The organism is Streptomyces sp. NPDC030991, assembly GCF_055571235.1.
Genome location: NZ_JBVIFR010000002.1, coordinates 259491 through 282793 on the forward strand (window position 1 = coordinate 259491; position 23303 = coordinate 282793).

Annotated in this window: 19 protein-coding genes; 7 read left to right on the forward strand and 12 right to left on the reverse strand. The window is 73.1% G+C overall.

All coding sequences use genetic code 11. From position 1 onward, the window contains the following. Positions 1 to 51 precede the first annotated feature (51 nt). The 3 genes from ACZ45E_RS04745 to ACZ45E_RS04755 are packed head-to-tail and all read right to left on the reverse strand — an operon-like array spanning position 52 to position 3094. On the reverse strand, positions 52 to 1341 hold the full coding sequence (locus ACZ45E_RS04745) for an ABC transporter substrate-binding protein (protein WP_468216534.1): 1290 nt from the start codon (positions 1339 to 1341) through the stop codon (positions 52 to 54). Then, a complete protein-coding gene (locus ACZ45E_RS04750; RefSeq protein WP_468217131.1) occupies positions 1341 to 2171 on the reverse strand; it encodes a carbohydrate ABC transporter permease in 831 nt (276 codons plus the stop codon). The genes ACZ45E_RS04745 and ACZ45E_RS04750 overlap by 1 nt, the downstream gene beginning before the upstream one ends. Further along, positions 2171 to 3094 (reverse strand): carbohydrate ABC transporter permease, encoded by a 924-nt coding sequence (locus ACZ45E_RS04755; protein ID WP_468216537.1) that lies wholly within the window; start codon positions 3092 to 3094, stop codon positions 2171 to 2173. Before ACZ45E_RS04755 ends, ACZ45E_RS04750 begins: the two co-directional genes overlap by 1 nt. A 183-nt stretch (positions 3095 to 3277) precedes the next feature. Here ACZ45E_RS04755 and ACZ45E_RS04760 point away from each other — a divergent pair, with 183 nt between their 5' ends. Continuing rightward, entirely contained in the window at positions 3278 to 4156 is an 879-nt protein-coding gene (locus ACZ45E_RS04760) for a phosphotransferase enzyme family protein (RefSeq protein WP_468216539.1), read from the forward strand. Between the two features lie 40 nt (positions 4157 to 4196). Here the strand turns inward: ACZ45E_RS04760 and ACZ45E_RS04765 are convergent, their stop codons facing one another. The 4 genes from ACZ45E_RS04765 to ACZ45E_RS04780 form a co-directional block, all read right to left on the reverse strand. Next, positions 4197 to 4919, reverse strand: coding sequence for an exonuclease domain-containing protein (locus ACZ45E_RS04765; RefSeq protein ID WP_468216541.1), 723 nt, complete (start codon positions 4917 to 4919; stop codon positions 4197 to 4199). Positions 4920 to 5007: 88 nt separating this feature from the next. Next, positions 5008 to 6276 (reverse strand): SAV2148 family HEPN domain-containing protein, encoded by a 1269-nt coding sequence (locus ACZ45E_RS04770; protein ID WP_468216544.1) that lies wholly within the window; start codon positions 6274 to 6276, stop codon positions 5008 to 5010. A 114-nt stretch (positions 6277 to 6390) separates the two neighbouring features. Further along, positions 6391 to 7716, reverse strand: coding sequence for a copper amine oxidase (locus ACZ45E_RS04775; protein ID WP_468216546.1), 1326 nt, complete (start codon positions 7714 to 7716; stop codon positions 6391 to 6393). Positions 7717 to 7774: 58 nt separating this feature from the next. After that, a complete protein-coding gene (locus ACZ45E_RS04780) occupies positions 7775 to 8530 on the reverse strand; it encodes a Tat pathway signal sequence domain protein (protein WP_468216549.1) in 756 nt (251 codons plus the stop codon). Between the two features lie 196 nt (positions 8531 to 8726). Here ACZ45E_RS04780 and glgX point away from each other — a divergent pair, with 196 nt between their 5' ends. Together glgX and treY are read left to right on the forward strand one after the other, a co-directional pair. Further along, positions 8727 to 10844: a glycogen debranching protein GlgX gene (gene glgX, locus ACZ45E_RS04785; RefSeq protein ID WP_468216551.1), complete on the forward strand. Its 2118-nt coding sequence runs from the start codon at positions 8727 to 8729 to the stop codon at positions 10842 to 10844. Between the two features lie 104 nt (positions 10845 to 10948). Further along, the gene (gene treY / locus ACZ45E_RS04790) at positions 10949 to 13306 is read left to right on the forward strand and encodes a malto-oligosyltrehalose synthase (RefSeq protein ID WP_468216553.1); all 2358 of its coding nucleotides are present in this window, start codon (positions 10949 to 10951) and stop codon (positions 13304 to 13306) included. A gap of 17 nt (positions 13307 to 13323) precedes the next feature. On the opposite strand, the gene ACZ45E_RS04795 is transcribed toward treY, so the two are convergent. Next, entirely contained in the window at positions 13324 to 14493 is a 1170-nt protein-coding gene (locus ACZ45E_RS04795; protein WP_468216554.1) for a cytochrome P450, read from the reverse strand. A 336-nt stretch (positions 14494 to 14829) separates the two neighbouring features. On the opposite strand from ACZ45E_RS04795, the gene ACZ45E_RS04800 reads away from it, so the two are divergent. After that, positions 14830 to 16071 carry a M14 family zinc carboxypeptidase gene (locus tag ACZ45E_RS04800; RefSeq protein ID WP_468216557.1) on the forward strand — a complete coding sequence of 414 codons (1242 nt, stop codon included), beginning with the start codon at positions 14830 to 14832 and terminating at the stop codon, positions 16069 to 16071. A gap of 45 nt (positions 16072 to 16116) precedes the next feature. On the opposite strand, the gene ACZ45E_RS04805 is transcribed toward ACZ45E_RS04800, so the two are convergent. Further along, entirely contained in the window at positions 16117 to 16665 is a 549-nt protein-coding gene (locus ACZ45E_RS04805) for an FHA domain-containing protein (RefSeq protein ID WP_468216558.1), read from the reverse strand. A gap of 199 nt (positions 16666 to 16864) precedes the next feature. Between ACZ45E_RS04805 and treZ the strand changes: the two genes are divergently transcribed. Further along, on the forward strand, positions 16865 to 18610 hold the full coding sequence (treZ, locus tag ACZ45E_RS04810; RefSeq protein WP_468216560.1) for a malto-oligosyltrehalose trehalohydrolase: 1746 nt from the start codon (positions 16865 to 16867) through the stop codon (positions 18608 to 18610). A 44-nt stretch (positions 18611 to 18654) separates the two neighbouring features. Here the strand turns inward: treZ and ACZ45E_RS04815 are convergent, their stop codons facing one another. Further along, positions 18655 to 19782: a M24 family metallopeptidase gene (locus tag ACZ45E_RS04815; protein ID WP_468216562.1), complete on the reverse strand. Its 1128-nt coding sequence runs from the start codon at positions 19780 to 19782 to the stop codon at positions 18655 to 18657. Between the two features lie 248 nt (positions 19783 to 20030). On the opposite strand from ACZ45E_RS04815, the gene ACZ45E_RS04820 reads away from it, so the two are divergent. After that, the gene (locus tag ACZ45E_RS04820; RefSeq protein WP_468216564.1) at positions 20031 to 20783 is read left to right on the forward strand and encodes a metallophosphoesterase; all 753 of its coding nucleotides are present in this window, start codon (positions 20031 to 20033) and stop codon (positions 20781 to 20783) included. 7 nt (positions 20784 to 20790) lie between these two features. Here the strand turns inward: ACZ45E_RS04820 and ACZ45E_RS04825 are convergent, their stop codons facing one another. Both ACZ45E_RS04825 and ACZ45E_RS04830 read right to left on the reverse strand, forming a co-directional pair. After that, complete coding sequence (locus ACZ45E_RS04825) at positions 20791 to 21381, reverse strand: PDZ domain-containing protein (RefSeq protein ID WP_468216566.1); 591 nt, start codon at positions 21379 to 21381, stop codon at positions 20791 to 20793. A 146-nt stretch (positions 21382 to 21527) separates the two neighbouring features. Beyond that, the gene (locus ACZ45E_RS04830) at positions 21528 to 22427 is read right to left on the reverse strand and encodes a LysR family transcriptional regulator (RefSeq protein WP_468216569.1); all 900 of its coding nucleotides are present in this window, start codon (positions 22425 to 22427) and stop codon (positions 21528 to 21530) included. 95 nt (positions 22428 to 22522) lie between these two features. On the opposite strand from ACZ45E_RS04830, the gene ACZ45E_RS04835 reads away from it, so the two are divergent. Beyond that, complete coding sequence (locus ACZ45E_RS04835) at positions 22523 to 23269, forward strand: CTP synthase C-terminal region-related (seleno)protein (protein WP_468216572.1); 747 nt, start codon at positions 22523 to 22525, stop codon at positions 23267 to 23269. The last annotated feature ends 34 nt before the right edge of the window (positions 23270 to 23303 follow it).

The window sequence follows — 23303 nt, forward strand, 5'->3', positions numbered from 1 at the left end:
CAGGCTAGGCGAGACGAGACGTCTCGTGCAAGTACGTGGTCGCCTGGCCCCCTATCTCTGGTACCGGGCGAGCACCAGATTCCCGTCGTCGACCAGGCGGTGCCGCAGCTCGCGCAGATCGATCGCGCCGCTGTAGTACTCCTGGAGCGCGGGGGTGGCCACCTTGTCCTTCCACTCGGGGTAGCCGCGCACGGACTGGGCGGGCGCCGAGCGCAGGTGGGCGGCGAGCGCCGTACCGGTCGCCCAGTCGTTCTTCGGGGTGCGCAGCGCGGGGTCCGCGAGGGCGCGCGTACCGGTGGGCAGCATCCAGTCCCCGAGGGCGAGCCGCACCATGTTGCGCGGCTGGAGGAAGAAGTCGATGAACCGTGCCGCCTCCTTCTTGTGCGGGCTGTCCTCGGCGACGGACAGGGTCTGCGGGCTGACGCCCTGGGCGAGTCCGTCGGCGCCGGCCGGCGCGGGCAGCACCTGCCAGTCGAACCCCTCGGGCGCCTGCTGCACGATCTGCTGCCGGTAGGAGAACCCGAGCGGCACCATCGCGTACTTGCCCGCGAAGAACCCGGGGAGCGTGTCGGAACCGCCCATGCCGAGCGTCGTGCCGGACGCGCTGGCGTCGACGTTCACCTGGTCATGCACGGTGCGCGGCACCACCGCGTCCGCCGCGCCGAACCGCACCCTCACCTTGCCGTCCGCGCCCCGGTGGAACAGCTGCCCGCCCGTGGACAGCGACAGGTTCAGCGTCGCCGACACGGGTTCCTTCAGCGGCCAGGCCACTCCGTACCTGCCGTCGCCGCTGAGCCGCTCGGTGACCCGCCGGAACTCGGCCCAGCTCCACGGCCGTCGCGGGGTCGGGATGCGGACGCCCGACGCCTTCAGCCGCTTCGCGTCGGCGACGAGCACGCGCGGCTCCTGGAGAAACGGCACCCCGTAGACCCCGTCGCCGAACGTGGCCGTCTCCCAACTGCGCCGCGGGATGTCCGAGTTGAGGCGCGCGGGCAGGTAGTCACGCAGATCGGCCAGGTAGCCGCCGTAGGCGAAATCGGCCAGGTCGTCGGAGGCGTCATGGATGATGTCGGGCGCCTCGCCGCCCTCGAAGGAGGTGAGCAACTGGTCGTGAACGCTGTCCCAGCTGCCCTGTACGTATCTGACCTGGATGCCGGGGTGCGCCGCGTTCCACTCCCTCACCAGCTGCTTATTGACGTCGACGGACTCCTTCTGCCAGGCCAGCGACTGGAATTCGAGGGTGACGGGGCCGCCGTCGGAGTCCGTACCCGAGGAGCAGCCGGCCAGCAGCAGCGTCAGGGACGCGGCGAGAGCGAGGGTCAACTGCCTTACGTTGCGCATCACTTCACCGCTCCTGCCAGCATGCCGCCCGCGATGCGTTTCTGGATGACGGCGAAGATCACCAGCGACGGCAGCGTCGCCAGGAACGCCCCTGCGGCGAGCGGGCCGAGGTCGGCGACGCCCTCGGCGCCGAGGAAGTGGGTGAGGATCACCGGCAGCGTCTGCCGCTCCGGGGTCTTCATCAGGACGAGGGCGAAGAAGAACTCGTTCCACGCGCTGATGAACGCGAACAGCCCCGTCGCGACGATGCCGGGCGCGAGGAGCGGTGCCGTCACGGAGACCAGGACGCGCAGCCGGCCCGCCCCGTCGACGGCCGCGGCCTCCTCCAGCTCACGTGGCACGGCGCGGACGTAGCCGACCAGCATCCACAGCGCGAAGGGCAGCGCCCACACCACGTACACCAGGATCAGACCCGGCAGGGTGTTGATCAGGCGGAGGTTCTTGAGGATCAGGAACAGCGGGATGATCACCAGGACGAACGGGAACGCCTGGCTGACGACCACCCAGCCGGTCGTCGCCCGGGAGACGAGCGAGCGGTGGCGCGCCATGACGTACGCCATCGGGGTCGCGATGACGATCGCGATCACGGCCGTACTGACCGCCACCAGCAAGGAGTTGCCGGCCGCGCGGAGCAGGGGCTGCTCGTCGAAGGCCTGCCGGAAGTTGGCGAGGGTGGGGTCCTTGGGGAACCAGGTGGGGTGCAGGCTCGCGAGTTCCCGCGGCGGTTTGAACGCGGTGGAGATCAGCCACAGGAACGGGAAGACGAGGAAGACGAGATAGGCCAGGAGCGCGAGGTACTGGCCCGCGCGGGCGGGCCTCGACGGCTTCATCACTGCTCGTCGCCTCCCTTCAGGCGGCCCACGAGGTAGAGGGCGAGAAGGATCGAGATGACGGCGACCATGACGCAGCCCATCGCCGCCGCGTAGCCGAACTGCCCGTAGCGGAACGCCTCTTCGTACGCGAACAGCATGGGCAGCCGGGTCCGGCCGCCGGGGCCGCCGTTGGTCAGGACGTAGACCAGGGCGAAGGAGTTGAAGTTCCAGATGAAGTTGAGCGCGCTGACGGCCAGCGCCACCGGCCGGATCGCGGGCCAGGTCACCGTGCGGAACCGGCGCCAGGCGCCCGCCCCGTCCATGGCCGCCGCCTCGTGCAGCTCGCGCGGGGTGTGCTGGAGCCCGGCGAGCAGCGCGACCGTGGTCTGCGGCATGCCCGCCCAGATGCCGACGACGATGACGGCGGGCAGTGCGGTGGCGAGCCCGGTGAGCCAGTCGCGTCCGTCGCCGAGGCCGAGATCGCGGAGCGTCTCGTTGAGGATGCCCGCGTCCGGGTGGTAGACGAGGCGCCACATGATGCCGACGACGACCTCCGGCATCGCCCACGGCACGATCGCGAGGGCCCGCGCCAGCCAGCGCAGGCGCAGGTCCTGAGCGAGCAGCAGCGCCAGGCCGAGAGCGAGGAGGAACTGCGGGACCGTCACCCCGACTGCCCAGAGCAGGCCGATGCGGAACGACTCCCAAAAGAGGGTGTCGTGGAGGAGGTCACGGAAGTTGAGGGCGCCGACCCACCGGGTCGCCGTGGTGCGGCCGGACTGGGAGTCGGTGAAGGCGAGCCCGATCCCGTACAGCAGCGGTCCGACGCTCAGGACCAGGATCGGCAGCAGCGCGGGCAGCACCAGGAACCAGGCGCCGTGCTCCCCGCGCCGTCCGGCGGCCGCGGGCCGCTGCGCCGGTGCTTGTGCGGTCGCCGAGGTCACGGAGCGGCTCCTTCGGGCGGTGCGGACGGCTCTCGCGGTGCGGACGGCTCTCGAAGACAGGCTCTGACGCTTCCGGCCGCCCCGGCGGCCTCCGTCATCGTGCTGACGCGCTCCTGCGGCGTCAAGACATCGGGACGGGGTGGGAGACTGGCGCGGTACAGGCCGGAACGCGGGAGGCTAGTGGTGGACGAGGTACGGGCACGGGACGTGCTGGCCCGGGCGGGCGTCGTGGACGGTCCGGCGGGCGGCGCCGAACTGCTCGCGCTCGGCGAGAACGCGGTGTTCGCCGCCGGTGATCTCGTCGTCAAGGTGGGGCGCGGCACCGATCTGGCGCCCGAGCTCCTGGACCGGGCCCGCCGGGAGCTGGCCATCGCCGCGTACCTCGCTGAGCACGGCGTGCCGGCCGTGCGGGCGGCGAAGGCCGAGCCGCTGGTCGTCGACGGGCACCCGGTGACGGTGTGGCACCGCATCCCGGCGTCGGCGCGGCCCGCGGAGCCGCGCGATCTGGCGGAGCTGCTGAAGCTGGTGCACGCGCTGCCGGCGCCCACCGGGTTCACGCTGCCCCGGCGGGAGTTGCTGGGCGGCGTCGAGCGGTGGCTGCGGCTCGCGGGCGACGCGATCGACCCGGCGGACGCGGCGTACCTTCGCGAGCGGCGCGACGGGTTCGCGGCGGCCGCCGCCGCGCTGACCCCGCACCTCGCCCCCGGCCCGATCCACGGTGACGCCCTGCCCCGCAATGTGCACATCGGGCCCGAGGGCCCTGTCCTTGTCGACCTGGAGACGTTCTCGTCGGACCTGCGCGAGCACGATCTGGTGGTGATGGCGCTGTCGCGGGACCGGTACGGTCTGCCCGCGGCGGCCTATGACGGGTTCGTCTCCGCGTACGGGTGGGATGTGCGGGAGTGGGGCGGGTGCGGGGTGCTGCGCGGGGCGCGGGAGACCGCGTCCTGTGCGTGGGTCGCGCAGCACGCGCCCGGTAACCCTGCCGCGCTGGCGGAGTTCGGGCGGCGGGTGGCGTCGCTGCGGGACGGGGACACGGCCGTGCGCTGGTACCCGTTCTGACCCTTTTCGGCCTGGCCCTTTTCGCCCGGGCCCGAGGCCCTCAGACGCCGGAGGCGCTGTAGGCGCGTATCGGCCAGGCCGGGTCCACCACCGCTGTCGCGTCGCCCTTCTTCCGCAGGAAGTTCTGGAAGTCCGCCGCCCACTCCGCGTACCACTCCACCTGTCGGCGGTGCAGCTCCGCCGGGCCGAGGGAGGCGACCTTCGGGTGGCGGTCGCCTATCGCGCGGGCGAGCAGCGCCGCGGCCAGGGCGTCCGCCGAGGCGTCGTGCGCGGCGTCGAGCGGGACCCCGTACTCGGTGCAGACCGCCTCCAGGTTCCGCTTGCCGCGGCGGTAGCGGTCGGCGGTGCGGTCGATCGTGTACGGGTCGATCACCGGGGCCGGCTCCGTCCCGCCGAGACGCTCGCGCAGTGGCGGCAGGCCGTACCTGGCCAGCTCGGCGCAGAGCAGGGTCAGGTCGAACGCCGCGTTGTACGCGACCACCGGGACGCCTGTGCTCCAGTACCCGACCAGCACGTCGGCGATGGCGTCCGCGACCCGGTCGGCCGGCGCGCCCTCCGCCCTCGCTCGTTCGTTGCTGATCCCGTGGACGGCGACGGCGTCGTCCGGGATGGGTACGCCGGGGTCGGCGAGCCACTGCCGGTGGCCGAGGACGGCGCCGTCCCTGACCTCTATGACGGCGCCGGTGACGATGCGCGCCTCGCGCGGATCCGTCCCCGTCGTCTCCAGATCGAAGCCGACCAACAGCTCGTGGTGCCAGCCCATGGCAGCCCCCTTCTCGTGGTGCGTTCCCCCAGTGACCACCACCTTCGCACGCGCCACTGACAATCCGTCCGGCACCGCTTCCGGGCGGCTACGAGACCGGGCGGCCGTCCGCCCACGCCTGCTCGAACTCGTCCCGGTATGTCACGAACAGGCCGTTCTCTCCCGTGTCGGCCGAAGCGCCCGCCTTGACGAGGCGTCCGCCGCCGCGCAGGACCAGCACCGGCGCCTCCATCCCGCGGGCCCGGCGCAGATAGGACTGGACGACCCCGACGCCGTCGGAACCGTCGCCGTCGACGAGGTACGCGGTGAAGCGCGGCGTCTCGTCGAAGACCTGGATCTCGAACGCGCCGGGATCGCGCAGCCGGGCCCTCACCCGCCGCATGTGCAGAATGTTCATCTCGACCGCGCGGCTCAACTCGCCCCGCTTGATCCCGAGTTCCCGTTCGCGCCGCTTGACCGAGCTGGACGCCGGGTTGAGGAAGAGGAGCCTGGTGCGGCAGCCCGACTCGGCGAGACGCATCAGGCGGCGCCCCGAGAAGTTCTGGACGAGGAGGTTCAGCCCGATCCCGATCGCGTCGAGCCGCCGGGCGCCGCCGAAGAGGTCCTCGGCCGGGAACTGGCGCAGGAGGCGCACCCGGTCCGAGTGGACGCCCACGACGTCGGCGAACCGGTCACCGACCAGGCTCTCCACGGCGTCGATCGGCAGCCGGCGGGCCGAGGGGACGTCGGAGCCCGCGCCGAGCATCTCCAGGAGGCGGGCGGAGGCCCGCTCGGCCTGGGCGAGGACCGTCTCGGACAGGGCGCGGTTGCGGGAGACCACGTTGCGGGTGACCTCCAGCTCGTCCAGGGCGAGCTCGACATCGCGCCGGTCGTCGAAGTACGGCTCGAAACACGGCCAGTGCTGCACCATCAGCTCGCGCAGTTGCGGGAGCGTCAGGAAGGACAGCACATTGTCGTCGGCCGGGTCGAGGAGATAGCCCTTGCGGCGGCTGACCTCGCGCACGGCGACGGCCCGCTGCACCCACTCCTGCCCGGCGGGCCCGGCCGCGGCCACGACCCAGTCGTCGCCGTGCACGGGCTCGTAGACGGGGCGCAGCACGGCCGCGACGACGGCGCGCAGCCGCTGCTCCACCAGATTCAGCCAGATGTACGCGCGCCCCGCTCGTTGGGCGCGCGTACGGACCTCACGCCAGGCGTCGGTCCCCCAGTCCAGCTCGGGGCCGATCTGCGATCCCACATCCATGGGCCGAGCCAGCGACACCGCTCCGGGCGGGATGTCCGGGGCAGCCACCCCGGCACCCTCCTCGCCCTCGTGACCCTCGTCACCAGGGGGAAGCTCAAGACCTCCCGAGCTCACCCGCTCCGCACCGCCTTCCGCTCCCCCGAGCTTGTCGAGCACTCCCCCAGCAACGATCAAGGAAGGGTACTCCGGGAGCGGTGGGCGGTGCAGCCCGATGGGAAGGACAGTTTCTCAACTCCCGTTGACGGGCACGCCGTTCTGGTCCGCGAGATCGGCGGGAGTGAGCGGGCTCATAGCGGTCACGTCCCTGGGGGCAAGGGAGAAGCCCTGCCAGTGGACCGGCATGGGCTGCTGGTCCTCGTCCCGGGCTATGTGGTGGAACCCGATGTTGACCCAGGTGATCGGGTGGTTCAGTGTTTGGCCGTTGACCCACTTGTCGACGCTTGTGCCACCGCAGTTCGCCGCGGGGTTGTCGCTGGCGTACTGCTCGCACTTCTTGTACTCGGTGAAGTACACGTCGTGCTTGGTGAACGAGCGCCCGGGGTACTTGGCGGAGCGGCCGGGCACGAACTCGTAGGACCTGGCGTGCCCGTCCTTGTTCTTGCCGGCCGTGGAGACCACGCGCCACCAGCGCATGTCCTTGGCGTCACCGGTGAGTTCCTTGGTGACGGGGGTCCTGGTGGTCTTCGTGGTGGGCGTGCCGCCGCCGCGCGGCGGGGTCACCGTGGAGTCGTACTGCTCGACCTTGTGCTTGTCGGAGCCGTCCAGGCCGAAGTTGAGCCGCCAGAAGACGTTGTGGTTGTGGCTCTCGGCGTAGGCGCTCGCCCCCTTGCCTATGGGCCAGCCCTTGCCGTCGGTGCCCTTGTAGTCGTACGGGGAGAGGCTGCCGGTCGCGCCGACGTTGGAGGTGATGGTGCCGTCGGAGGAGAAGCGCCACTCGGTGATGTACTCGTACCAGGACGCCTTGTTGACGGTATAGACCAGCAGGTCCTTGCCCTGGGCGCTGTACAGCTTGCCGCTGCCGCCGGTCGACTCGTCGTCGTTGAGCCGGTACGCGTGCCCACGCGCACGCGTGGTGGTGCACAGGCCCGTCACGTCGCCCCGGTTCGGGACCTTGACGGTCTTGATGGTGCCGCCGGGACACTCGGCCGGCCTGAGGTTCTGCAGGGCCTGGCCGAAGTCGGTGCCGGTGATGTCGTCGTACTCGGCTTCCCCGTCGTCGTAGGGGACATGGACCTGCGCCAGGCGGGCACTGGTGAGGACACGGATCGGCTTCGGCTCGCTCTTGGGCTGGTAGCTCACACTGTCCAGGACGAGGCCGGAGAGGGTGTTGTAGTGCCAGCACATGCGCCAGGTGGTACCGCCGTCGAGGGTCTGCTCGATCTGGTACGCGGCCGAGCAGGCGGGCGCGGCGGCAGCAGGCCGGGGTGGGGCCGCGGGAGCGGCCGTGGCGGAAGGAGCGGTGACGAGGGCGGTGCCGAGCAGCGCGGTGACCGCGAGGCCGGAGAAGACGACAGCGGGCCGTTTGCGGGCGCGCCGGGCTCTGTTGACGTGCATACGGAAGGGCTCCCTTGTGCAGGAGAAACGTGTGGAGGGGTCGGTGACGGAACGGCGCTCAGGAGAGGCGGCCGACCGTGCGGTCGCTCAGGTCGACGACGAGGGCACGGGTGTCGATCCACGGCCCGCTCTCGACCTTGGCGATGACGCGCAGGCAGCGGTGCTTCCCGCAGCCGGTGAGGTCGGAGGGCACCTTCGCGACGGTCTCCTTGCGGAACACCATGCCGCTGAGCCGCAGCTGACCCGCGGAGGTGAGCTGCTTTCCGGTGGCGTCCCGGTAGTCGTTCTTGAGGTCGGCGCCGAGCCGGTCGGCTATCAACAGCTGTGCCGCTTCGGCCAGTTCGTCCTGGCTGGGCGGTGGCTGCACACCCTGGTCGGTGCGGGTGTCCTCGACCTTGCCCGTGTCGAGATTGACGGTCTTGGTGACGACGGAGTCGCTCTTGTAGTCGTAGGAGACGACCTCCGCGCGGCGCTGCCCCGCAGCCGCGCCCGTGAGGTTCGGGTCGATCTCCGTCAGGTTGGTGGAGAGGTGCTGGGGACCGCGGGCGCCGTCGACGTCCCGGGCGTTCCTGCGCAGATTGTTGTTCGCCACCGCCAGCTTCTCCGCGCGGTCGATCTCGGCGTCGGTGAGCGGGTCCCTGCCGATGCCCTTGGCACCCTCGGCCGGTGCCGCCTCGACCCGGCCTTCCGGGGCCACCGCGTCCCGCTGGGCCGCCCCCGCCCTGGTCGCGTCCCCGGCGTCCGCGCCGCTCCCCGACAGGCTCGCGCCCATCACGACGGCTCCTCCGGCGGCCGCCAGGGCCACTGTGGCCACCAGCTTCCCGAGATGGCGTCTTGCTAGCTCGCGCACATCTTCCCCCTGCTTCCCCGGCAGCCACGCGTGTGGGCATGCCGGTATACGTGGTCGTCCTGTAAGAGGGGTCCAACTCGTAGGTGGTTCCGCCACTTTCGGGGGAGAGACTCAACTGTGTCGCCCGGACCACCGGGCCGGAAGTGGAAGAGTCGTCAGCATGCAGGTGTGGCCTGGACAGGCGTATCCACTCGGTGCCACGTACGACGGTGCCGGTACGAACTTCGCGGTCTTCTCCGAAACCGCGGACCGGATCGAGTTGTGCCTTCTGCACGACGACGGTTCGGAGACCGCGGTGGAGCTGAGGGAGTCCGACGCGTTCGTCCGGCATGCCTACCTCCCCGGCGTCATGCCGGGGCAGCGGTACGGCTACCGTGCGCACGGCCCCTACGATCCCTCGCGCGGGTTGCGCTGCAACTCCGCGAAGCTGCTCCTCGATCCGTACGCGCGCGCCATCAGCGGGCGCGTCGACTGGACGGAGGCGGTGTACGGCTACCCGTTCGGCTCACCGCAGGAGCGCAACGACCTCGACTCGGCGCCGCACATGATGGCGTCGGTCGTGGTGAACCCCTACTTCGACTGGGGCGACGACCGGCTGCCGCGCACCGAGTACCACGAGACGGTGCTCTACGAGGCGCACGTCAAGGGGCTGACGATGCGGCATCCGGCGCTGCCGGAGGAGCTGCGCGGCACGTACGCGGCGCTCGCGCACCCCGCGATCATCGAGCACCTCACCGAACTGGGGGTCACGGCGCTGGAGTTGATGCCGGTCCATCAGTTCGTCAACGATCACCGGCTGGTCGAGATGGGCCTGAACAACTACTGGGGCTACAACACGATCGGCTTCTTCGCCCCGCACAACACCTACGCGTCCTGGGGCGACCGGGGCGAGCAGGTCCTGGAGTTCAAGTCGGCGGTGCGGGCGCTGCACCAGGCGGGCATCGAGGTCATCCTCGACGTCGTCTACAACCACACGGCCGAGGGCAACGACCTGGGCCCGACGCTTTCCTTCAAGGGCCTCGACAATCCGTCGTACTACCGGCTGGCCGAGGATCCGCGGTACTACATGGACACCACGGGGACCGGGAACTCGCTGCTCATGCGGTCCCCGCACGTCCTCCAGATGATCATGGACTCGCTGCGCTACTGGGTGGAGGAGATGCACGTCGACGGGTTCCGGTTCGACCTGGCGGCCACGCTGGCGCGCCAGTTCCACGAGGTGGACCGGCTGTCGTCCTTCTTCGACCTGGTGCAGCAGGACCCGGTGGTCTCGCGCGTGAAGCTGATCGCGGAGCCGTGGGACGTCGGCGAGGGCGGCTACCAGGTGGGGAACTTCCCGCCGCTGTGGACCGAGTGGAACGGCAAGTACCGCGACACCGTACGGGACCTTTGGCGGGGCGAGCCGCGCACCCTCGCCGAGTTCGCGGGCCGGCTCACCGGCTCGTCGGACCTCTACCAGGACGACGGCCGCCGCCCGCTCGCCTCCATAAACTTCGTGACCTGCCACGACGGTTTCACCCTGCACGACCTGGTCTCGTACAACGACAAGCACAACGACGCCAACGGGGAGGAGAACCGGGACGGCGAGAGCCACAACCGGTCGTGGAACTGCGGCACCGAGGGCGACACCGACGATCCGGAGGTGCTCGAACTCCGGGCCCGCCAGATGCGTAACTTCGTGGCCACGCTGATGCTGTCGCAGGGCGTGCCGATGCTCAGCCACGGCGACGAGTTCGGGCGCACCCAGGGCGGCAACAACAACGCGTACTGCCAGGACAACGAGGTGGCGTGGCTGCGCTGGGCGGATCCGGACGCCCCGCCGGAGCCCTTCCTGGAGTTCACGCGCGCGATGGTGCGGCTGCGCCGCGAGCACCCGGTGTTCCGCAGGCGCCGCTTCTTCCACGGCCGCCCGGTGGAGGGCACGCACGACGAGCTGTCGGACATCGCCTGGTTCACCCCCGAGGGCGAGGAGATGACGCAGCGGGACTGGGGCGCCGCGCAGGCCCGCGCGCTCTCGGTGTTCCTGAACGGCAACGCGATCTCGGAGCCGGGCGCGCGGGGCGAGCGCATCATGGACGACTCGTTCCTGCTGCTGGTCAACGCCTCGCCGGACAAGTTGGAGTTCGTGGTGCCGGTCGATCACGGCCGGCAGTGGCAGGCGGTCGTCGACACGGCGCTGGCGACCGGGCTGCCGCCCGACGACGGTCCGAAGGTGCAGGCGGGTGACCGGCTGACGCTGATCGGGCGGAGCCTCATGGTGCTGCGGCGCCCCGCGTAGCGGCCGGGGCGGTGGGTGCGCCGGGTGTCGCACCGCATGCGCGCGGCGCGCCGCGCGCATGCGGTGAACGCACGAAAGGCGGCGGTGGGGGTAAGTAGATGCGCATGACGCCACAGCTCCCGACGGCCACCTACCGGCTCCAGCTGCAACCTGATCTCGGTTTCGCCGCGGCCGCGGCCGCCGTCCCGTATCTGGCCTCTCTGGGGGTCTCCCACCTGCACCTGTCGCCGGTCCTCGAGGCCGTGCCCGGGTCGACGCACGGCTATGACGTGGTGGACTGCGCGCGCGTGCGCGGCGAACTCGGCGGCGAGGACGGACTGCGCGTCCTCGCCGGCGCGGCGCACGAGCACGGCCTGGGCCTCGTCGTGGACATCGTGCCCAACCACATGGCCGCCTCCGTCCGGTACAACCGTCCGCTCCACGAGGTGCTGCGCGACGGACCCTCGTCCCCGTACGCGCGCTGGTTCGACATCGACTGGGAGGCGCAGGGCGGCCGGGTGCTGCTGCCCGTCCTCGGTGGCCGCCTCGGGGACGAACTGCCCCACATGAAGGTGGAGGGGGACGTGCTGCGCTACTACGAGCACGAGTTCCCCCTGCGCGAAGGCACCCGTACGCTGCCGCTGCCCCAGCTGCTGGACGCCCAGTGGTACCGCCTGGCCTGGTGGCGCCTGGCCCGGACGGAGCTGAACTACCGGCGCTTCTTCACGATCTCCGACCTGATCGGGGTGCGCATGGAGGACCCCGAGGTCTTCGAGGCGACCCACGCGACGATCCTGCGGCTCCTGCGCGAGGGCGTCGTCGAGGGCCTGCGCATCGACCATCCCGACGGGCTCGCCGACCCGGGCGCCTATTTGCAGCGGCTGAGTGACGCGACGGGCGGCCGGTGGACCGTCGTCGAGAAGATCCTGGAGGACGACGAACACCTCCCCGCCGCGTGGCCGGTGGCCGGCACCACCGGGTACGACGCGCTGCGCCACATCGACGGGCTGTTCACCGACCCGGCGGGGGCGGACGAGCTCCTCGGCCTGTTCCGCCGCTTCACGGGCGTCACGGCCGACCGGGGCGGCCAGTGGGCGGCGACCGCCCGGCGCGCCGCCCACCGCGTCGTCACCCATGAGCTGGCCACCGAGGTGGACCGGCTGACGCGCGAGGCGGCCGCCCTGTGCGTCCTGACGCCCGGGCTGCGCGACCACGCGCCCTGGGCGCTGCGTACGGCCCTGCGCGAGCTGCTGGTGCGCGTCCCCGTGTACCGGCCGTACGTGACGGGGGGCGCCGATCCGGAGACGGTGCTGACCGCCTCCGACGCCGCCGACGCGAAAACGGCGTTCACCGTGGAGGAGGAGGCCGGCGCGGTCGACGCCGTACGGGACCTGGCGCTCGGCCGGCACGGCGACGGACCCCTGCACACGGCGTTCCGGGCGCGGTTCGCGCAGACCGCGTCGGCGCTGCGGGCCAAGTCGGTCGAGGACACGGCGTTCTACCGGCACACGCCGCTGCTGTCGGCCCTCGAGGTGGGCGGCAGCCCCCGCAATCCGGCGGTCCCGGCCGGGGCGTTCCATGCGTACTGCGCGCGCGTGCAGCGGGACTGGCCGTACACGTCGACGGTCCTGTCGACGCACGACACGAAGCGGAGCGCGGATGTGCGGGCGGGCGTCGCAGCCCTCACCCAGTGCCCAGGACCGTGGGAGACGCTGCTGGCCCGGGTGACGGAGCAGACCGCGCAGGGCGGCGGCACGAGCTCCCCCGATCCGCAGCTGGCGTGGGCGGCGTGGCAGACGGTGGCCGGGCTGGGCCCCGCGGATCCGGAGCGGCTCCAGGGGGCGTTGCTCAAGCACGCGCGCGAGGCGGGCCTGTTCACGACGTGGACGGAACAGGACCCCGCCTATGAGAGCGCGGTCCGGGACTTCGTGGCGTCGGGCCCGTGCGGCCCGCCCGGGGACGAGGTGCTGCGCTTCATGGCGGACCTCGCGCCCCACGTGCGGGCGAACATCCTGGGGGCGGCCCTGGTCCACCTCACCATGCCGGGCGTCCCGGACCTGTACCAGGGCACCGAGCACGAGTACCGCGCCCTGGTGGACCCCGACAACCGGGAGCCCGCCCGGTTCGACGCGAAGGAGCGGGGCGAGCTCTCCGAGGAGAAGGCGGCGCTCACGCGGGTGGCCCTGCGCCTGCGCAGGGAGCACCCGGAGTGGTTCGGCGGGGCGGCGACCTACGAGCCGCTGTCCGCCGAGGGGCCGGCCGAGGGCCACTGTGTCGCCTTCGGGCGCTCGGGCCAGGTGGTGGTGGCGGTGACCCGGTTGTCGCTGCGGCTGGCCGACGCGGGCGGGTGGCGGGAGACGGAGCTGCCGCTCCCGGCGGGCGAGTGGACGGAACTGCTCACCCCGGGGCGGCGGTTCAGCGGTCACGCGCGCGTGGCGGACCTGTTCCGGCAGCTGCCGGTGGCCCTGCTGGTCCGCGCCTGAGAGCGCCGGGGCGAGGCTCAGCGCAGGCGTACGTGGAGGGCGGCGGGTGACCGGGTGAGCAGCCCCTCGGGGGCGGGCCTGAAGCCCGGCGCCCAGGCGAGGCCGGGCAGTGCGTCGAGGAGGGCGCGCAGGCCGTGCACGGCGGTGAGGCGGGCGAGCCGGGCGCCGAGGCGGTCGTGCCGGTCCGCACCGGACGCGGGCCGTTCGGGCGCCGCGCGGAACAGGTCGTAGCGGTCGGGGTCCGCGAACCGGGCGGCGTCCCGGCCCGCCGAGCCGACCAGGCAGGCCACGGTGGCGCCCGCCGGTATCGTGCCGCCGCCCACCGCAACCGGCGCCAGGGTGCGGCGCAGCACGATGTGCGCGGCCGGGTCGCGGCGCAGCGACTCGGCGCGGGCCGCGTCGGCCAGTTCGGGCCCGGCCCGCACGAGGGCGAGCTGGGCGGGGTGGTCCAAGAGGTTGGCGAGGAGGGCGGCGAGGGCCCGGTCGGTGGCTTCGCGGCCGGCGCCGAGCAGGTGCGCCACGAGCCCGGTGATCGCGTCGCCGGAGAGCGGGCGCCCGTCGGCCCGCGCGGTGCACAGCACCGACAGGAGATCGTCGCGCGGACGCGTGCGGCGGCGTACGACGTGCGGGCGGAGCACGGCGTGCAGGACGTCGGGGGCGGCGTCGGGGCGGGTGAGGCCGGTGCGGCACCAGTGGGTGACGCGGGCGGTCTCCTCGTGGGGCAGGGCGAGCGCCGCGACCACCGCGGCGGCGGGCAGCCACCGGCAGAACTCCTCGACCAGCTCCGCCTCCCGGCGCCCGGCGAGCCGACGGGCCAGTACGTAGGCCGTGCGCTCCACCGCCGCCCGCAACGCCATGGACGCGCGCTGTTGCGGCGCCGGGGCGGCGAGCGCGCGGTGTGCGGCGCGTGCGGCCTCTTCCAGGTGGGTGAAGCCGGGGTGGGGCGGCGGCGGGGCGAGGCGGGGGTCGGTCAGGGCCGCGCGCACGTCCTCGTAGCGGCTCAGCAGCCAGGCGCCGAACGGCTCGTCCCGGTGCAGGGGGTGGGCGTCGCGCAGGGTGCGGTACAGCGGGTACGGGTCACGGGCGACGGCCGGGTCCGCGAGGCTCTGCCGGGGCGGCGCGGGGGCGCGGGGCGCGTGCGTGCCCGGTGTGCTGGGGCTTGAGGCCGGTCCTGATGGGCACAGCACCGCGGGCTCCGCTCTGGGCCGGTGCGGCGCCCCGGTGGCTGCGCGCGGCTGTTCCCAGGGCACCACCGGGGGCTCCGGCGCGCAGTTCCGCCGCGGCCGTACGGGTGACCGCGGCGCCGGCCGCGACCCGGCCCGGCCCGGCGGGCCGGTCGCCGGGGGTGCCGGGGGCGCACGGCACCCCCGTGCACGCCCCACTCTGTCGGGGCCGCCGGCGAGACGTTCCTGGTCCTCCCGGGGCGTGGCCCGCACCGGCGAGCAGCGGTGGCACAGGCATCCTTGACAGGTGCGGCCCGGCGTGGGGTACTGCGGGTGCTGGCGTCGGGAGCACCAACGGGGGTGAGTCGTCTGACGGAGCAGCGGTACCCACGAACGGCCGAACTGGCCCAGTCGGCGCGGGAGCTGACGAGCCGACGGCCCGACCTGTGCCGCCTACGCCAGGTGGGTACTTCCCGCGCGGGGCGGCCCTTGCAGCTGTTGTCCGTCGGGCACGACCGGCGCTCCGTCCTCGTCGTGGCGGGCGCGCACGCGAACGAGCCGACGGGCGGCTCCACCGTATTGCACCTGGCCGAACGGGCACTGCTGGAACCGTCGTTGCGCTCCGACCGGTCGTGGCACTTCTTGCTCTGCGCCGACCCGGACGGTGCGGCGCTGCACCGCACGCCCGCGCCGCGCACCCTGCTCGACTACCACCGGCACTTCTTCCGTCCCGCGGGCCCCGAGCAGCCGGAGTGGTCGCCTTCGGTGCTGCCCCCTGACCGCCTTCCGCCCGAGACGACGACACTCACCGGCGTCATCGACGAGCTGCGCCCCTACCTCCAGGTGTCGCTGCACGGCACCGAACTGGGCGGCAGCTGGGTGCAGCTGACCCGTGACATACCGGGTCTCGCGGAGGCCTTCGCCAAGTCGGCGGCCGAGCTGCACATACCGGTGGAGACCGGGGCGTCGGACGCGGCGGGCTGGCCGATGTCCGGGCCCGGGGTCCATGTGATGCCCGACCCCGACGCGCAGGCGGCGTTCCCGAGTCTGCCCGACGACGCCCGGCACTCCACCTGGTACCACGTGCACCGCTACGGCGGCTCCACGGCGATCATCGAGGTGCCGATGTGGGCCAGCGACCTGGTCGACGACCCGGCGCCGCACCCGGCCCCGGAGCGGGCGCTGCGGCGGATCTCGGCGCGGCTGAGCCGGGACACCCGGCTCGTCGAGGTGATCCTCTCGGAGGCTCTGCCCCGGCTGCCCGACACCACGGGGCCGCTGCTGCGGGCGGCCCGCTGGGCGCTGAGCCTCGTGCCCGGCCTGGCCGACGACTGGCTCCGGCCGCCGCCCCCGGACGCGACGATGGCGTACGTCGGCAGCATCGACGCCTTCGCCCGGCGGCTGCCGCTGCGGGCCGCCGCGATGCTGCTGCGGGTCCTGGAGGAGGCCGGGGACCCGGCCGCGCCCCGTCTCGACGCCCTCGTCACCCGCTGGTGCGAGGTCTACGCGGACCGGTTCGGGGCGCGCTGGGTACCGGTGGCCCACCAGATAGAGCACCAGGCGCGGACGACGATCGCGGCGGTCCTGCACGCCCATGGGTGACCTTCGCCGACTCGGTGGAGCGCGGGGAGGCCCGTGGCGCGCGCGTCAGTCGGCGGAGAGCCGGAACATCATGCGGCCGAAGCCGATCTGGTCGCCGTCCTGGACGATGGCGGCGCCGATCACCCTGCGGCCGTTCACCGACGTCCCGTTGGTGGAGCCGAGGTCGCGCAGCACCCACAGGCCGCCCTGCCGGCTCAGCTCGGCGTGCACCCGGGAGACCGAGTCGTGGCTGAGCCGCAGTCCGTTGGCCGGGTCGCGGCCGATGCGCAGCGGGTAGTCGCTCCGCGAGGGCAGCAACAGCTTCGGCAGCCGCTCGACGGTCCAGGCCCTGCGCAGCCGCACGGTGAACCCGGAGACCGCCCCCACGGCGCCGAGCACCGCGCGCGACCAGCGGTTCTCATGGCGCAGATCGGCGGTGAGCGCGTCGAGTTCTTCGGACCTGCGGGCGGTGAGCGCCAGTTCCATCCGGCGGACGAACGTGTCGTGCGAGAGCCGCCCGAGGGCGGCGCCGTCCCTGAGCACCTTCAGCGCACGGTCCCGCTCGGCGTCCGACAGCCGGGCAGGGTACGTGTGGTGTTCAAAAGAGGACGTCACGCCTGCGATTGTCGGACAGCGCGCGCGGGGTGTCCAGAAAACGGGGAACGGGACGCCCCGTCCCGACCGCGCCGTCCGGCCGCCGGGAGCGCCAACATGGACCCAGTAGTGGCGATTTCCCGGCGGAACGATCACTCCTGACGCACCATGGACGCGTTGTCACTGTGGGCAGACATCCCGCTACGAGGGGGAACCATCCGTGCAATTCGAGGTGTGGGCACCGAAGGCAGAGCAGGTCACGCTCCACTGCGACGGCGCCACGCGCGCGTTGGAGCGGGACCCGGACCGGGCGGGCTGGTGGTCGGGGCAGGCCGACGCCCAGGACGGGTCGCGGTACGGGTATTCGCTCGACGGCGGCCCGGTGCTGCCCGATCCGCGCTCGCCGCGCCAGCCCGACGGGCCGGACGGCCTCAGCGCGGTCGTCGACCACGAGCGGCACGTGTGGAGCGCGGGCTGGGCGGGGCTGGAGCTGTCCGGTGCGGTCCTGTACGAGCTGCACGTGGGCACGTACACGAAGGAGGGGACGCTCGACGCGGCCGCCGAACGCCTCGGCCATCTGGCCGACCTCGGGGTCACCCATGTCGAGCTGATGCCGCTCTGCCCCGTCCCCGGCCGGCACGGCTGGGGCTACGACGGGGTCAGCCTGTGGGCCGTGCACGAGCCGTACGGCGGCCCCGCGGCGCTGAAGCGATTCGTCGACGCGGCGCACGAACTCGGTCTCGGCGTCGTCCTCGACGTGGTGCACAACCATCTGGGCCCGGCGGGGAACTACCTGGCCGCGTTCGGGCCGTACTTCACCGACACGCATCACACGCCGTGGGGCAGCGCCGTCAACCTCGACGCGCCCGGCTCGGACGAGACGCGCGCCTACCTCCTGGGCAGCGCGCTGGCCTGGCTGCGCGACTACCGCCTCGACGGCCTGCGCCTCGACGCGATCCACGAGCTGCACGACGGGCGCGCCCTGCCCTTCCTGGAGGAGCTGTCGGCGGCCGTGGACGAGCTCGCGGAGCGGCTCCACCGCCCGCTGTTCCTGATCGGTGAGTCCGATCTGGGCGACCCGCGCGTCATCACGCCCCGCGCCGAGGGCGGACTCGGTCTGCACGCCCAGTGGAACGACGACGTCCACCACGCCGTGCACGCCGCCGTCACCGGCGAACGGCACGGCTACTACGCGGACTTCGCGCGCGAGCCGCTGGCCGCCGTCGCCAAGACGCTGACGCACGGCTTCTTCCACGACGGCACGTACTCCTCGTTCCGCGGCCGCCACCACGGCCGCCCCGTGGACCGCGCCCGCACCCCGGCGCACCGGCTGCTCGCCTACACGCAGACCCACGACCAGGTCGGCAACCGCGCGCAGGGCGACCGGCTCGCCGCCGGCGTCTCGCCCGGTCTGCTGGCGTGCGCGGCGACGCTGGTCCTGACGAGTCCGTTCACGCCGATGCTGTTCATGGGCGAGGAGTGGGCGGCGAGCACTCCGTGGCAGTACTTCACCGACCACACCGACCCCGAACTCGCCGAGGCCGTACGCAAGGGCAGACGGCGGGAGTTCGCGGCCCACGGCTGGGCGGAGAAGGACATTCCGGATCCGCAGGACCCCGCCACCCGCGAACGGTCCTGCCTCGACTGGTCGGAGCACGCCACGGGCCACCACACGCGCGTACTGGCCTGGTACCGCGATCTGATCGCCCTGCGGCACGCCCGCGCGGACCTCCGGGATCCGGACCTGGCGGCGGTGCGGGTCGCCTACGACGAGGAGGCCCGCTGGCTCGCCTACCGGCGGGGCGACCTGCGGGTGGCGGTGAACCTCTCGGGGCGCCCGGCGTCGATCCCGCTGGGGCGGCCGGTGGCCCAGGTGCTCGCGGCCTGGGAGCCGGTGGAACTGCCCGGGGAGAACGGGACGCTGACGGTGCCGGCGGAGTCGTGCGTGGTCGCCGTGGCGCCCTGAGCGGGGCTCTCCTGCGGCGCACGCCTGACTCGCCCCGTGGTGGCTCAGCCCACGATCGCCAGTTCCCGCCCGGTGGTGTTGAGGCGCCGGCCGCCGTCCTGCGTGACGGTGACGATGTCCTCGATGCGCACGCCGAAGCGGCCGGGCAGGTAGATGCCGGGCTCCACCGAGAAGCACATGCCGGGGACGAGGGGCTGCTCCTCGCCCTCGACCATGTACGGCGGTTCGTGGGTGGTGACGCCGATGCCGTGGCCGGTGCGGTGGATGAAGTACTCGCCGTACCCGGCGTCGGTGATGACCTCGCGGGCGACCCGGTCGACGTCCTGGCAGGCGATACCGGGCCGGACGGCGTCGCAGGCCGCGGTCTGCGCCTCGCGCACGACGTCGTGGACGCGCCGCTCCTCGTCGGTGGGTTCGCCGACGTGCACGGTGCGCGAGGTGTCGGAGCCGTAGCCGTGCTTGAGGCCGCCGAAGTCGAGGACGATCATGTCGCCGTCCTGGACGACACGGTCGCCCGGCGCGTGGTGCGGGTTCGCGCCGTTGGGGCCGGAGCAGACGAGCGTGAAGTCGACCTGCTCGTGCCCGAACCGCCGCAGCAGGTCGGCGAGTTCACGGGAGATGTCGATCTCCTTGCGCCCGCCGAAGGCGACCTTCTTGATCTCCTCGTACGTGGCGTCGGCGGCGGCGCCCGCGGCCGCGAGGCGCTCCAGTTCGGCGGCGTCCTTGACGCCGCGCAGCATCGGCAGCGCCTCGGTCAGGGAGACGTACGAGGTGTCGGGCAGCGCCCGCTGGAGGCCGAGCAGGTGCATGGCCCAGGCGTTGTCGCTGACGCCGAACCGGCCCGAGCCGTCGAGGAGCGGGGCGGCGATCTCGTAGGGGTCCTTGCCGTCGGTCCAGTCGCGCAGGGTCATCGCCTCGGCGCCCGCGGCCTTGGCGGCGTCGGGCGCTTCCAGGGTGGGCACGACGAGGGTCGGCTCCCGGTCCGCGGCGAGCACGAGCATGGTGAGCCGCTCGGTGTCGGCCGGCACGTGGTACCCGGTGAGCCACACCAGGTCGGGTCCCGGCGCGACGAGCACCCCCGCGAGCCCGGCGTCGGCCGCGGAGCGCGCGGCGCGGTCCATGCGGGCCTTGTAGTCGGCGGCGGTGAAGGGCGCGGGTGTGCCGGTGGTCATGGGCGGGCCTCCGTGGTGCGGGGCGAGGGGACAGGACGTACGGCAGCATCCTGCCCGGCCGCGGAAGGCGGCGCGAGTCCGCCCCCGGGCCAGTGCCGCACCCCCCGGCCGATTAACGGTAGGGCATTGCTCAAGCATTAGCGCTAATGGTTAGATCGCATCAATCCATTAACTCCGCGATCTGTCGAGACCTGCCGTGATCCGTCGAGATCTGCCGTGGTTCGTCGAGACCTGAAGGACGTACGCCCATGCTTGTGCTGGCCCAGATCAGCGACCTCCACCTGGACGGGACCCCGCGCGCCACCGAGCGGGCCCGCCGCGCGGTGGACCATCTGCGGGCGCTGCCCGGGCCGTTGGACGCCCTTCTGGTCACCGGGGACATCGCGGACCACGGCGCGGAGGCGGAGTACGAGGAGGCGGCCGCACTGCTCGGGCTGCACGACCCGGCGGCACCGTTCCCCGTCCTCACCTGCCCCGGCAACCACGACAGCCGCGTCCCGTACCGCAAGGCCCTGTTGCGCGAGCCGGCGGCCGACGGGCCGGTGAACCGGGCGCACCGGGTGGGCGGCGCGGCCGTCCTGATGTGCGACTCCAGCATCCCGGGCGCGGACGAGGGGGCGCTCGACGAGGAGACGTACACCTGGATCGAGGACGAGCTCGATGCGCTCGACGGTGAGACGCCCGTCCTGATCGCCTTCCACCACCCGCCCGTAGCCCTGCACCACCCGTTGCCGGACCGCTACCAGCTGGCCCAACCGCGGGCCCTGTCAGGGCTGTTGGCGCGTCGTCCCGAGATCGTCGCGGTGCTCACCGGCCATGCACACACCCCGGCCGCGACGATGTTCGCCGGGCGGCCGCTGGTCGTGGGGCCCGGGGTGACGTGGACGCTGCGGCTGCCGTGGGAGGGCGAGCAGGTCGCGGACCGGGAGGCGCCGGTGGGTCTCGCCTTCCATGTGCTGGACGACGAGCGGCGGTTGACGACGCATTTCCGCACGGTCTGAACGGGGCTCACGTCACCACGCCGGGGTTGGCCGCCAACTTCTGTCGCGCCCCGTTGGCATGACGAACCGTCACGTGCTGCGGGCGTCCCGAGCGGGCGTCCGACACCACGGCAGCCAGCTCGCTCGCCGAGTCGATACGCACGGCGCCGAAGCTCAACACGACGTCTCCGCGCACCAGTCCGGCCGCGTACCCCGGGCCGGGCACGTGCACGGCGACGACGAGCGCGCCCGGCCCCCCGGGCGCGTCGACCACCTCCACGCCGAGGCTGCCCCGCACGGCGGCCGGTGCGGGGGCCGGGGCGGGAAGCCGCGCCGGTGCCACCGGGGCGCCGATCGCCGCATTCTGTCGCGCCTCGGCCGGCTTGCCCACGCCGAGGACCGTGGCGCCGACAACGCCGAGGCCCACCCCGGCCAGCACCAGGACGAGTGCGCAGAGCAGGACGGACAGCGGTCCGGCCAGGCGGTTGCCGCGGCGCCGCGCGGCGTGCGGGCGACGGGCGGGCCGCGGGTTGGCGCCGGGCCTGCCGAGGCCGGGCTCGCGCGCGGAAGCGCTCGGTCTGCCCGGCATCGACCGGGGACGCAACGCCGTCTGTTCCATCGCTGACCGCCTTCGATCCTGGGTGCCGACTCCGGTCACAGCCCTACCCGTCCCGCCCCCTTCCGACGGACCACGAACGGGTGAGAGTGCCGGGCCCGCTCGAACACTTCGGCGTTCGCGCAGGTCACCGCGGCGGACGGCCGGGGTCAGCCGGTCAGTGCGGCGGCAAGGTCGGCTGCCGGACCACGCAGGGTGCCCGCGTGGACGAGTTCGGTGCGGTGCACGACGCGCGGCGCGGTGAGCGGTACGGAGACCGTGCCGCCGGCCGTGGCGCCCGCCTCGCTCACGCTCGTGCCGCCTGTTTCCACGGCCGCGAGCGAGGCCGGCAGCAGCGTCAGGCCGTGGCCCGCCGCGGCGAGGGTCAACAGGGTGCGGACGTCCGCCCCTTCGTAGCGCAGCCCGGCGCGCAGGCCACCGCCTCCGAGGACCGCGCGCACCTGGTCGAGCGGGAGCCCCGCGTCGGGCGCGTCGAGCCAGCGCGCGTCGACGAGGTCGGCGAGGCGCAGGCCGGTGCGGCGGGCCAGCGGGTGGGTGGCCGGGAGGACGACGTGGACGGGCTCCTCGGCGACGCCGCGCGTGGTGAGCGGGGCGACGTCCGGCAGCCGCAGCGGGTCGCTGGGCGCGGCGACCCCGTCCACCACGCCCAGATCGGCCCGGCCGGTCGCGACCGCCGCGGGTATCCCGTCCCGGGGCAGCACGCGCACGGTCACCCCCGCGTGCGGCAGCAGGGCCGCGGTGCGCGCCCGCAGCGCGGTCGGCGTGACGGCGACGGTCAGCCCGTACACGGGCGCCGTCGCGGTGCGCCGCACGTCCGCGCGGGCCGCTTCGAGGCGCAGCAGCAACGGCGCCGCGTGTTCGAGGAGCCGCTCCCCCGCCGTGGTCGGGGCGACGGGTCGCCGGGTCAGCAGCGGCGCGCCCAGGTCCTGCTCCAGGGTGGCGATGTGCTGGGAGACGGCGGACTGGGTGTAGCCGAGCTCGTGCGCCGCCGCGGAGAAGGAGGCGAGGCGGGCGACAGTGACGTACGTACGCAGGAGGTGCGGGTCCATGGCGTCCAGGATCCCCGACGGGCATCAGGAATGCTTATGAAGGGTGCGGTTTTCATCGTTGGACGTGAACGGCGGGCGCGGCCGAGGATGGCCGCATGACCACCGCCCCGCATGCTCCCGCCCGGATCGCCCTCGTCGGCGACCGCTCCCCGAACGTCGTCTCGCACACCCGCGTTCCGCTGCTCCTCGACGCTCTCGCCACCCGCGAGCGCCTCGTCCTCGACGCGTACTGGATCCCGACCGAGGACGCCGAACTCCCGGACGCCGTGCGGGGATTCGACGCCGTCTGGGTGCTGCCGGGCAGTCCGTACCGCAGTGAGGCCGGGGTGCTCCGCGCGATCCGTGCGGCGCGCGAGGGCGGTGTCCCCTTCCTCGGCACCTGCGGCGGCTTCCAGCACACGCTGCTCGAGTACGCACGGAACGTGTGCGGCCTGACCGGCGCCGCCCACGCCGAGAACGACCCCGACGCCGACGCCGACGCCGACGATCTCCTGATCGCCCCGCTGGCCTGCTCGCTCGTGGGGCACGAGGGCGCCGTGACGCTGACCGCCGGCTCACTCGCCGAGTCGGTGCTCGGCGCGGACCGCACGGTCGAGCGCTACCACTGCGGATACGGGCCGGCCGCGCACCTGGACACGCTGCGCGCCCACGGCCTGCGGTTCACCGGCGTGGACGAGGAGGGGCAGGTCCGGATCGCCGAACTGCCCGCGGACCGGCATCCGTTCTTCCTCGCGACGCTGTTCCAGCCGGAGCTGCACGGTGACGGCAGCCGCCCGCACCCGATCGTGCGGGCCCTGGCCCGCGCGGCGGTCGCCCACGCGAGGGCCGCCGCCACGGTGTGAGCCTCGGCAGCGGTACGGCGGAGCGCCGTACCGC

Bases quoted from the DNA above. Each gene is read 5' to 3' on its own strand.
- ACZ45E_RS04745 (WP_468216534.1), bottom strand. From the start codon at position 1,341: ATGCGCAACGTAAGGCAGTTGACCCTCGCTCTCGCCGCGTCCCTGACG.
- ACZ45E_RS04750 (WP_468217131.1), bottom strand. From the start codon at position 2,171: ATGAAGCCGTCGAGGCCCGCCCGCGCGGGCCAGTACCTCGCGCTCCTG.
- ACZ45E_RS04765 (WP_468216541.1), bottom strand. From the start codon at position 4,919: ATGGGCTGGCACCACGAGCTGTTGGTCGGCTTCGATCTGGAGACGACG.
- ACZ45E_RS04775 (WP_468216546.1), bottom strand. From the start codon at position 7,716: ATGCACGTCAACAGAGCCCGGCGCGCCCGCAAACGGCCCGCTGTCGTC.
- glgX (WP_468216551.1), top strand. From the start codon at position 8,727: ATGCAGGTGTGGCCTGGACAGGCGTATCCACTCGGTGCCACGTACGAC.
- treY (WP_468216553.1), top strand. From the start codon at position 10,949: ATGACGCCACAGCTCCCGACGGCCACCTACCGGCTCCAGCTGCAACCT.
- ACZ45E_RS04815 (WP_468216562.1), bottom strand. From the start codon at position 19,782: ATGACCACCGGCACACCCGCGCCCTTCACCGCCGCCGACTACAAGGCC.
- ACZ45E_RS04820 (WP_468216564.1), top strand. From the start codon at position 20,031: ATGCTTGTGCTGGCCCAGATCAGCGACCTCCACCTGGACGGGACCCCG.
- ACZ45E_RS04825 (WP_468216566.1), bottom strand. From the start codon at position 21,381: ATGGAACAGACGGCGTTGCGTCCCCGGTCGATGCCGGGCAGACCGAGC.
- ACZ45E_RS04830 (WP_468216569.1), bottom strand. From the start codon at position 22,427: ATGGACCCGCACCTCCTGCGTACGTACGTCACTGTCGCCCGCCTCGCC.
- ACZ45E_RS04835 (WP_468216572.1), top strand. From the start codon at position 22,523: ATGACCACCGCCCCGCATGCTCCCGCCCGGATCGCCCTCGTCGGCGAC.